Annotated in this window: 8 protein-coding genes; 7 read left to right on the top strand and 1 reads right to left on the bottom strand. The window is 44.4% G+C overall.

Annotated features, from left to right (window positions below):
* Positions 1-182: 182 nt before the first annotated feature.
* The 3 genes from BCT49_RS24455 to BCT49_RS24445 all read left to right on the top strand — a co-directional run bounded on the left by BCT49_RS24455 (position 183) and on the right by BCT49_RS24445 (position 1710).
* Positions 183-713, top strand: a complete 531-nt coding sequence (locus tag BCT49_RS24455) for an elongation factor P hydroxylase (RefSeq protein WP_102438855.1) — start codon at positions 183-185, stop codon at positions 711-713.
* Positions 714-722: 9 nt separating this feature from the next.
* Positions 723-986, top strand: coding sequence for a YfcL family protein (locus BCT49_RS24450; protein ID WP_004734185.1), 264 nt, complete (start codon positions 723-725; stop codon positions 984-986).
* A gap of 202 nt (positions 987-1188) precedes the next feature.
* A complete protein-coding gene (locus tag BCT49_RS24445; protein WP_102438849.1) occupies positions 1189-1710 on the top strand; it encodes an NADPH-dependent FMN reductase in 522 nt (173 codons plus the stop codon).
* A gap of 222 nt (positions 1711-1932) precedes the next feature.
* On the opposite strand, the gene mnmC is transcribed toward BCT49_RS24445, so the two are convergent.
* Positions 1933-4008 carry a bifunctional tRNA (5-methylaminomethyl-2-thiouridine)(34)-methyltransferase MnmD/FAD-dependent 5-carboxymethylaminomethyl-2-thiouridine(34) oxidoreductase MnmC gene (mnmC, locus tag BCT49_RS24440; RefSeq protein WP_102438847.1) on the bottom strand — a complete coding sequence of 692 codons (2076 nt, stop codon included), beginning with the start codon at positions 4006-4008 and terminating at the stop codon, positions 1933-1935.
* Between the two features lie 128 nt (positions 4009-4136).
* On the opposite strand from mnmC, the gene fabB reads away from it, so the two are divergent.
* The 4 genes from fabB to BCT49_RS26225 form a co-directional block, all read left to right on the top strand.
* Entirely contained in the window at positions 4137-5348 is a 1212-nt protein-coding gene (fabB, locus tag BCT49_RS24435; RefSeq protein WP_010436883.1) for a beta-ketoacyl-ACP synthase I, read from the top strand.
* A 488-nt stretch (positions 5349-5836) separates the two neighbouring features.
* On the top strand, positions 5837-6970 hold the full coding sequence (locus BCT49_RS24425) for a 4-phosphoerythronate dehydrogenase (protein WP_102326391.1): 1134 nt from the start codon (positions 5837-5839) through the stop codon (positions 6968-6970).
* 12 nt (positions 6971-6982) lie between these two features.
* Positions 6983-7996 carry an aspartate-semialdehyde dehydrogenase gene (locus tag BCT49_RS24420; RefSeq protein ID WP_102438845.1) on the top strand — a complete coding sequence of 338 codons (1014 nt, stop codon included), beginning with the start codon at positions 6983-6985 and terminating at the stop codon, positions 7994-7996.
* Between the two features lie 207 nt (positions 7997-8203).
* Positions 8204-11322 (top strand): FimV/HubP family polar landmark protein (locus BCT49_RS26225; RefSeq protein ID WP_277869437.1); only part of this gene is annotated, 3119 nt, incomplete at its 3' end.

Here is an 11322-nt window from a genome sequence, read left to right as displayed (position 1 = left end):
CTAAGCGGAGAAGAGCCGCTGAAGTAATCAATTGGAGTAACTTGAGGTTATCTATCGTAGAGAGAGATAGCTTTGTAATGGTGGAGAGCACTGGTGTCGTTAACATTACGCCTGATAGGGGCTTTACCAAGCCGATAAAACAAAGCAAAATACGCATGTTTATTTCATTTCAAGCAAGCTTTATGACGCACCAATATTCCGACATTATCGATATTTTTAATCAGACTTTTTATGGCAGCTTTAATACTAAATTGGAGCTAGGCGCTGACGAGCCTATTTACTTGCCTGCCGATGATGATATCTCACACCACAGAATTGTCTTCGCACGTGGCTTTTACGCTTCTGCGCTGCACGAAATAGCGCACTGGTGTGTGGCTGGCCCTGAACGTCGTTTGCTGGAAGATTTTGGCTATTGGTATGAGCCTGATGGTCGCACTGAGTCGGTTCAAGCCGAGTTTGAAAAGGTGGAAATTCGCCCGCAAGCGTATGAATGGATCATTGCGACAAGCGCAGGCTTTCCTTTTAATGTCAGCTGTGACAATCTACACGGCGATTTTGAGCCAGATCGTTTGGCCTTTATGAATAAAGTACACAGCGAAGTCATGGGTATCTTTGAAGCTGGCCTTCCGCCTCGCGTAAAAATGCTCTCTGAAGCATTGCGCAGCTTCTACGATGTAGAACCTTTATGTGCTAGCCAATTTATTGTGAAATAAGAGAATATTATGATTATCGAATTTGAAGAAAAACTACTTGAAGTAATTGATGCTCGCATTGAAAACGCATCAGATGATGAATTGTTTGCTGGTGGTTACTTACGTGGTCATATTTCTCTTTCAGTGGCTTCATGTGAAGAAGACGGCATTGAAGACGTAGCAGAAGTTAAATTGCGTATTGAGAAGAGCCTAGAAGACGCACGTTCTGAATTGACGCCAGCCGATCGTACGATCGTTAATGACCTTTGGGTTGAGCTGCAAAACCAAGCGTAACTTTAGTCGTTTAGCATTATTCGTCTATCGTAATTCGCCCAACATTATTCGCTCACTACTTTCCCTCCTCATTTTTGACCGAACCAATAATTTGAGACTCATTCGAAATTTTTGAATGAGTCCGTTCAATCCTTGTGATGGTTCCATTTTCTGACTACGTTATTCTAATCCCACTTAACGGAATCACAGAAAAGGTCACATCATGAAAGTTATCGCATTCGGCGCAAGCACAAGCTCTACCTCTATCAACAAAACTCTAGCAACTTACGCAGCTAACTTGATTGAAGGTGCTGAAGTCAAAGTTCTAAACATCAACGATTATAACGTTCCTATGTTCAGTGAAGACACTGAAAAAGAGATTGGCCAAGCGGAAGGCGCTCAAGCATTCTTGCGTGACCTAGCAGAAGCGGACGCATTTGTTATCTCTTTCGCTGAGCACAACGGCCACTATCCTGCAGCGTACAAAAACCTATTTGACTGGGCGACACGTATTGAACGTTCAGTGTTTGGTGAGAAACCTGCGGTTTACCTAGCGACATCTCCAGGCCCAGGTGGCGCACAAACGGTACTTGGCGCAGCGACAGGTTCAGCGCCATACTTTGGCGGTAACGTTAAAGCATCGTTGTCAGTACCTAGCTTCTACGATAATTTTAATTTTGAGTCGGGTTCAATCAGCAATGAAGAGATTGCCGCTCAAATTAAAGACGCGATTGCTAAGCTGTAAAAGCGGAAAGTAAAGCGAATAGCTGCAAAATAACGTACTGCTCTAGAATAAGAAGCAGCGACGTAAACAAGATTAGAAAAACAAAGCCCGAGCATTGAGAAATGCTCGGGCTTTTTTGTTTGGGTCGTACTAGGTCATGTTGGCCTTTCGCTGCAAAAATCAGCTCGTAAGATGAACACGGCCTAACACTTATTTGAATATTTAGACCTAGTCTATAATCGACTATTCCGCACTGGCTTGTTTCGTTGAAACCCAACCTTCTGTTAACGCTTTGCCTTTGCGTAATCTTCTTATCCACATTCGACTTGGATGAATGGCTTCGAGCACATCAACCGGAAGAGGTAGAGGGTCGCCACAAATTTGTGAGGCTAAGACTTCAGCTAAAAGAGGAGTAGAGCTCAAACCCCGCGAACCTAAACCGATAAAGCAGAACAAGTTCGGATAGCTGGTAACAGGTTCGATACTGTTGATAGCATCACGCTGCGGGTTAAAGTTGTGTAGGTTTTGATATTGCTCTTTGATGGATTCAAAATCGCCCACATTACCGACAAATGGTAGGTGATCTCGACTCACACTGCGGATACCTTGGCGCGCTAAGTTACCACTGGTATCGACATCTTTTGTCCACGCTTGCTCTGGTAGTGACCCGTGTAAGCGCTCGCCATTATGTTGCTGAACCTCAATGTCAAACTCTTGGTCGATATTGGTTTTATCGTAATTCGCGCCAATACAGTGGTGGCCGTTATTTGGGTTTTGTGGCGTTAAGTAGCCATCAAAGCACAATACCGTTTTTAGCTGGCTGAGATTCTCTGTGGTCGGGATATGACTCACTTGCCCTTTAACTGGCGTCAGAGGTACGGGGCGAGTTTGTTCAAATTGGGTGAACTTGTGTCCATTCGCGACAACCACTTGATCGTGCTTGGTTTGAATCTCACCTTGAGGTGTCTCAATCGTCAGTAACCATTGTTGCTCTGCTTCTAACCACTCAAGTTGTGTTACTTGGTGTTGATAGTGTGCGCTCACTTGGTTGGTCTCTTCAAGCTTGCTAATCAAACCTTGAGTAAGCTGAAGAGGGCTTAACCAACCACCCAGTGGGAAGTAAACACTTTCTTTATCAACCGGTAAGCCAATCTTTTCGTTCGCTTGTTCGGGCGTTAAGCGCTGAATTAAGTCTGTGTGGAAATTGCCTTCCAACATACGGTTGAGCTTTTTGGTTGAACCTTCATCCCACATCAAGATATTCACGCCACACCAGCTGTGATCGAAGTTTACTGATTGTGCTGCTTGATTAATAAATTGGCGGGCAAACAATAAGCCCGGACCAAATATTCTTGAGACATTCGATGTCGCTTCGCTGAGTAGCGGATAAATGGCACCTTGATTGTTGCCAGAGGCATTTCCAGCGGCTTGTTGGTGTTCACAATAAAGCGTGATGTCTTTACCGCGTCGGCTTAATGTTTTTGCAAGCGCAGCACTGGCAACACCACCACCGATAATGGCGATATCTTGTGAATCACTGTGTTGAGCTAGGCCATACCAAGGTTTGATGTTGGTGTGAGCGTGCTTCTCATCAAGTCGGCCAGCAATCATTTCCCGCTTAGTACCAAAGCCTTTAACTTTTTTCATCGCAAAACCAGCTTCGATTAAACCGCGGCGAACAAAACCAGCAGCAGTAAACGTTGCACAGCTGCAATCTTGTTTTGCCAGTTTGGCCATGCCGTTGAATAGGTTCTGATTCCACATTTCAGGGTTCTTACTTGGCGCAAAGCCATCTAAGAACCAAGCGTCAACCAAACCTTCCTGCGGGGTAGGCACGTTTGGCATACAATCTTTAATATCACCAAACCATAAATCGAGTGTGATCGCGCCATCGCCCAACACAATGCGGTGGCATTCAGGCAGGGCAATCGGATAGTGTTCTTGGAGTTGCGTCGCATACTGGGCTAATTCTGGCCAAGATTGATGCGCTTTGATCAGATCATCTTTATTTAAAGGATATTTTTCAAAACTGATGAAATGTAACTCTTTGGTCATCGCTTGTGGGTTATCTTTAAGAAAAGCATCGAACCATTGCCAGACTGCGAGAAAGTTTAAACCCGTACCAAACCCGGTTTCAGCAATCACAAAACGGCGTTGTTGATGTTCAACCCAACGCTCTGGAAGGTGGTTTTGTTTTAAAAAGACGTAGCGAGTTTCTTCTAAACCGTTAACATTAGAGAAGTAAACGTCGTCAAATTGGTCTGAAACTGGCGTGCCAGACTCATTCCATTCCAGTTCTGCATTAGTAATTGAAGTCATAAAATCTATCATTTTGTGATTTGAAGCGATATGTTGGTAGGGATTGTACGAATTTCTAGGAAAGCTGACCACTTTTGTTAGGCTTCTTAGTTATCATCTAGCTGAATTTAGAATTATAGGAATGTCACATGAAACGAGTCGTAATCACCGGTATGGGTATTGTTTCAAGTATCGGTAACAACGTCGAAGAAGTTTTAGCATCACTGAAAGAGGGTAAATCAGGTATTACCGCTTCAGAGCAGTTCAAGGAAAATGGCTTGCGCTCTCAAGTTTGGGGTAACCTGAAAATGAACCCTGCTGACCATATCGATCGCAAAAAAATGCGCTTTATGGGTGATGCAGCGGCATTCGCTTATCTTTCAATGGAGCAAGCAATTGCTGACTCTGGCTTAACTGAAGATCAAGTATCTAATGACCGCACTGGTATCGTTGCGGGTTCAGGTGGTGCTTCATCTCTAAACCAAGTTAACGCTGTAGACATCATCCGTGAAAAAGGCGTTAAGCGCGTTGGTCCATACATGGTTCCACGTACAATGGCTTCTACGGTTTCTGCTTGTCTTGCTACACCATTCAAAATCCGTGGCGTGAACTATTCTATGAGTTCTGCATGTGCGACATCTGCACACTGTATTGGTCACGCAATGGAGCTTATCCAACTGGGTAAACAAGACGTTGTATTCGCTGGTGGCGGTGAAGAACTGGATTGGTCTCTGACTATGATGTTCGACGCAATGGGCGCACTTTCTACTAAGTACAACGACACTCCAGAATTGGCTTCTCGTACCTACGATGCAGACCGTGACGGTTTCGTTATCTCTGGTGGCGGCGGCATGTTAGTTATCGAAGAACTTGAGCACGCTGTTGCTCGTGGCGCAAAAATCTACGGCGAGATCGTGGGTTACGGCGCAACTTCAGATGGCTACGACATGGTTGCTCCTTCTGGTGAAGGCGCGGTTCGTTGTATGAAGATGGCAATGCAAAACGTTGACGGCGTTGACTACGTGAACACTCACGGTACTTCAACTCCTGTTGGTGACGTTAAAGAACTTGGCGCAATCCAAGAAGTCTTTGGCGGCAACAGCCCAGCAATCTCAGCAACCAAAGCGATGACAGGTCACGCTCTAGGTGCAGCTGGTGTACACGAAGCAATTTACTCAACACTAATGCTTGATAACGGCTTTATCGCACCAAGCATTAACGTTGCAAACCTAGACGAAGCAGGCGCAGGCCTAGACATCGTAACGGAAGCTCGTGAACAAGAGCTAACAACGGTTATGTCTAACAGCTTTGGTTTCGGTGGTACGAACGCAACGCTAGTAATCAAAAAATACCAAGGCTAATTGAAGCCAAGGTTAAATTAATAAAAGGTTAATCGTTAATGGGTGATGTGAGTGCAGATTCAACACGCACAGGTCACCCAGTAATCATGACCAACAGAACAAAGCTTTTTGAATATAGGTTTTTAGACATTGTTTTTTAAATCTAGGTTTAAAAGTTGAAAGGTTTCCAGAGCTTGATCAGTAGTGACTTAGTTACTACTGGTTGAACAGACGCAAGACTCTGTCTCCTGGAGAGCGAGATAGGATCCTTTTGTTCTGGATGTTTGCCCGATTGTTTATTCAATCGGGCATTTTTCGTTTTGGCTTTCTGATTTAGCCTTTTGATTTTGGGTCTCGACTCTTATTCTGTTCTTGCTTCTGCAGGCTAGGTGATTCAGCCCTTTATTCATAATGTATTCCAATTGCTACTCGACACCGTGTGTGGAATTTTGCACAATCATTTCAATTCACATTTAAGGTCGACAGACCCCAACGAAAGTACCTTCCCAATGAAAATCTTAATCGATGAAAATATGCCTTATGCTGAAGCGCTTTTTAGCCAGCTAGGTGAGGTGACAATGAAGTCCGGTCGAACGCTAACCGCCGACGATCTTGTTGACGTAGATGCTCTGATGATTCGCTCGGTGACTAAGGTCAATGAAGCGCTGATCAGTAAAGCGAACAAGCTTAAGTTTGTTGGAACCGCAACGGCGGGTATGGATCACGTTGACCAAGAATTGATGAAAGAGCGTGGCATTTTCTTCACCGCAGCACCTGGCTGTAACAAGGTGGGTGTGGCTGAGTATGCGTTTAGTGCGATGATGGTGCTGGCTCAGCAACAAGGCTTTTCTGTTTTTGACAAAACCGTAGGCATTGTTGGTGCTGGTCAAGTGGGTAGTTACTTAGCAAAATGCCTTGAAGGCATTGGTATCAAAGTACTGCTGAACGATCCTCTAAAACAACAAGAGGGTGATACTCGTGAGTTCACCGACCTTGAAACGTTATTAGAACAATCTGACGTAATTACCTTGCATACGCCTATCACCAAGACGGGCGAATTTCCAACGCACCACATGATCAACGAAAAAGTGCTGAATAACTTCCGTGCAGATCAAATCCTAATTAATGCTGCGCGTGGCCCGATTGTCGACAACCAAGCGTTGAAAGCTCGTCTGCAAAAAGCCGATGGTTTCACTGCTGCGTTAGACGTATTCGAATTTGAACCAGAAGTTGATATGGAATTACTTCCACTGTTGGCCTTTGCAACTCCACACGTTGCTGGCTACGGTTTAGAAGGTAAAGCGCGTGGTACCACCATGATCTTTAACAGCTATTGTGAGTTTTTAGGCAACGAGTTACGTGCTTATGCGAGTGACTTACTTCCTATCGCGCCTGTTCCTCAAATGAAATTAGATAGAGCTTGGGATGAAGCAACACTGCACAATTTGACTCAGTTGATCTATGATGTGCGCAAAGACGACGCCTTATTCCGTCGCAATATCTCTACGCCGGGTTCTTTTGACAAGATGCGTAAAGAATATTGGGACCGCAGAGAGTACAGTGCAGTCGAGTTAACGGGCGACGAATCTTGTAATTTAACGCCGTTATCTAAACTCGGTTTTATGGTAAAGCCAACTTTATAAAAGAGAGAAACAATGAGCCAAGAATTTAATATTGCTATTTTAGGTGCGACTGGTGCGGTTGGTGAAACCATTCTTGAAGTACTTAAAGAGCGTAAATTCCCTGTCGGTGAAATGCACTTACTAGCAAGTGAACGTAGTGAAGGCAAAACTTCCCGTTTTAACGGCAAAACAATACAAGTACAAAATGTAGAAGACTTCGATTGGTCTCAAGTACATATTGCGTTTTTCTCTGCAGGTAGCGAGCTTTCAGAACGTTGGGCTCCAATCGCGGCTGACGAAGGTGTGGTTGTTATCGATAACACATCACGTTTCCGTTATGAATACGATGTTCCTCTGGTTGTGCCAGAAGTGAACCCTGAAGCGATTGCTGAGTTCCGTAACCGCAACATCATCGCAAACCCTAACTGTTCTACTATTCAGATGGTAGTAGCACTTAAGCCAATTCACGATGAAGTGGGTCTTGAGCGTATTAACGTTTCAACTTACCAATCTGTGTCTGGTGCAGGTAAGCAGGGTATCGATGAGCTTGCAGGTCAAACGGCTAAGCTTCTTAACGGCATGCCAGCTGACAAGTCAGCATTCTCACAGCAGATCGCGTTCAACTGTATTCCTCAAATCGATGAATTTACAGAGAACGGCTACACACGTGAAGAAATGAAGATGGTTTGGGAAACTCAAAAGATCTTTGCTGACTCTTCAATTACAGTGAACCCGACTTGTGTTCGTGTTCCTGTGTTCTACGGTCACGCTGAATCTCTACACATCGAGACTCGCGCGCCAATCGCTGCAGAGCAAGTTATTCAGCTTCTAGAGAACACGGAAGGCGTTGAAGTTTTCCAAGCTTTAGACTTCCCAACTCAGGTTCGTGATGCTGGTGGTAAAGACCACGTAATGGTTGGTCGTATTCGTAACGACATCAGTCATCACAGCGGTGTGAACATGTGGGTAGTCGCTGATAACGTACGTAAAGGCGCAGCAACCAACGCAGTTCAAATCGCTGAAGTTCTGATTCGCGATTACTTCTAAGCTTCATTGCTTTGATTATCAAGCCTCACTCTTTAGTGGGGCTTTTTTAATCGATTGAAAATATTGTTAGTCAAATTGTGTGAAATTGCTGCGAATATTGTTGCTGCAACACATTTTTTGTTTTCATCTCTATAGTTTTACGTCATTTATCCGATATATTTAATAGATCATCACTTTTCCGAATTTAAGCACCTAGCTGAGCCTTTTATGTTTCAAATTTTCAAGCCGTGGTTAATGCCTTTTGCCTTTATCATTGCGACTCAGATTTCCGTTGTTCGTGCAGATTCCATTCGAGTTGTAGGGCCTAATGGCCAGATACAATCAGCGCCTACGTTTTCAGAACCTCTTCAAAGAGCGCAATCAAATAGCGCTGAGCCTTCTCGTTTCTATGGTCCAACTCGTGGCTCAGAAACGCTATGGTCTATTGCTTCAAATTTACGCCCTGATAGTTCCGTTTCAGTCCAACAAACCCTGTTGGCAATTTATCGCTTAAACCCACAAGCGTTTGAAAACCAGAATATCCATAGCCTGCTGCCTGCCAGCAACTTACGTGTGCCTTCTTTAGAACAAACTCGCGCAAGTTCAACGCAGCAAGCCATCAATATTATGAACTTGCATCTCGCGAAGCTTGATAAGCCGACCACAAAAGCGGCTGCCGCCAAACCAAAAAACACTCAAGTACCAAGTCGTACTGATGTAGCACCTAAAGATGCACAATCTACAGCCAAGGTTAGCGGACCTAAAGTTGTCGATAAATCGATAATGGGTAATAAAGAGCTCGTTAGTAATAAGCCGCTAACGGGTGCCAAGGAAATGAACCACCTTGAGAAGCAGCTAGAGCTTTCTGAAACTGAGCTGTTATCTCTGGAAGAGAAAAACCACCAACTTCGTTTGATGCTATCGAATGTTCAGTCTGAAGTAGATGGCCTAAAGACCGAACTCAGTGATGAAGACCGTATACGTAGCGAAGTTGAAAAGTTACTCGCGGAAGAGAAAAGAAAGAACGCTGAAATTGAAAAAATGGCGCCAAGTGCCATGGATCAGCTGTTGTCTAATGGTTGGCTCGTTGCCGCACTTGCGATTATTCCTGGCTTGTTGCTTGGTCTGATCATTGTGATGCTGTTAGGTCGTCGTTCTAAAAACGATGAGCAGCAACAAACGACTCAAGAACAACCTATTCAGCCTCAACCAAGCAGTGTCGCGCCAATCACCTTAGGTGATGAAATGGACGACCTTGATAACGAACTGTCTCTCGATGATGAATTGTTTGGTACCGAGGATGACGCTAACAAGTTATTTGACGATGAAGCGCTTGCCCAGGAAGACGATATCTTTGCTGGTTTAGATGACGCTGATTTGGACTTCAACTTAGATGGTGAAGACGATGACCCATTTGCGAGCATCGGAGAAAACGGCGACTTAGATACGAACTTTGATGATCTTGATTTAGACAGCAGCAATGGCATCAGCGTTAATGGCGAAGAGAAAGCGCTTGGCCTCGAAGAGATGGAGCGTGCATTAGACGAAACGGCTGAAAGTGCGCTGGATTCCGATGAAGGTGATTTCGATCTTTCTGATGATAACCCAATGTCTGCCGATGATATCGAAGCTCTACTCGCTCAAGAATCAGCAACGGAAGACTTAGGTTCAAATGAACTAGATCAATCGTTATTGGATGATTTGTTCGCGCTTGATGACGAAGACGATGACAGCTTTGATATTGATGCCTTGATATCTGAAGAACAAAGCGATGCGACTCCAGCTATTGGCACGTCAGCGACCGATGACTTCGATATTGATGCTCTTATCTCTGAGCAGCAGGGTAGCGCCGCTTCAACTGATTTAAGTACCGATGATTTTGATATCGATGCCTTAATCTCTGAACAACAAAATTCCGAGCCAGCGGCACCGACAGTCAATGATGATATTGACGATATCTTTGCTCAAGTTGCAGCGCAAAATGAACAAGGTAATGACCCGTTTGACCTTGATAGCGATGATGAGATTAGCTCAAGCCTGAATAGCGGCTTAGCGTCTGATGATGACATCGAAAATATTTTGGCTCAGTTTGATCAGCCACTAGAAAACGAAGATGAATCCGCGCTATCTGATCAACCTCAGAGCGCACTAGCAACAGAACAACCGTCACTTGATATCCCTAATCTTGATTTGCTTGATGAGCAACTTGAAGGGGACGACGTTGATTTAAGCAACTCTACCGACCTGCTCGACGAAATGCTGGACAGCGAATCAGACAAAGAGTCTGAAGATGAGCCGCTTGGTTTCGATGCTCTATCTGAGTTGGAAGAGCTTTCAGGCTTGTCGACTGATGATGATTTGAATATCAGCGAAGACAGCACGGAAACTCTGGATGAATTGATCAGTGATTCTGACGATGATTTTGAGCTCGATGCCGAAAATACCGATTTACTTGATGACTTCCTTGATAGTGAATTGTCAGATAATGCGCTTTCAACGGATGAAGCCGACGCAACGAAAGCGGAATCTTTGGACCCGTTTGATGACTTACTGACAAGTGGCATTGAAGACGAGCTTGAATCGGAAGAGCAGGCGTTTGATAAAGAGTTAGACGCTGCCTTAGATTTTGGCAAAGCCAACGATGACCTTGATTCAGACGCTGAGCTTACTCAGTTAACGCCTGAGCCTTCTGAATTCGAGCCTAAGCAAGTCTCGGACATTAGTGAAGCTTCACAACCTAGCGAAGAATCGTCAGAGTCGGAACTGACGCAAGAAAGTGCTGATGTTAAATCAGAAAAAGATAAAGACTTTGATCGTGATGACTTTATCGATGATCTATTTGGTGTTGCACCTGCAACGGATGCGCTGCTTGACGATTCACTAGAAACAACAGATGAAGCATTGATTGATGAGTTGATGTCTTCTGATAGTGACGCATTAGCACCGGTTGAAGAGCCTTCTCCAAGTTCTGAAGATCTTGTTTCAGCAGATGAATTCGATTCTCCTTCAGAATCGACTCAAGCTGCTGATGAAGCAATGTCACCTGATGACGTCGATGAACTGGATATTGATTCACTGTTATCTGATAACTCAGTGCTTGACGTTGAAATGCCATCAGATGAAGCTCTAGAACCCGCTTCAAGTGTATCAAATGAAGTTTCGCCATCATCTTTAAATGATATCTCCGAAGAAGATGAAGAGACGGTTGAAGATTGGTTAGCGGAAGCTATCGATGATGTAGAGTCTCCAGCGAACATTGACTCTGATTTTGACTTCGAACCTAAAATTCAAGGTAGCGATCAACTCGACGATGTTGTTGAATCCTTGCCAGAGCCAGAGCCAGAGCC

The organism is Vibrio lentus (assembly GCF_002875945.1).
Classification (GTDB): domain Bacteria; phylum Pseudomonadota; class Gammaproteobacteria; order Enterobacterales; family Vibrionaceae; genus Vibrio; species Vibrio apostichopi.
This window is presented reverse-complemented; position numbering and strand designations above follow the sequence as displayed.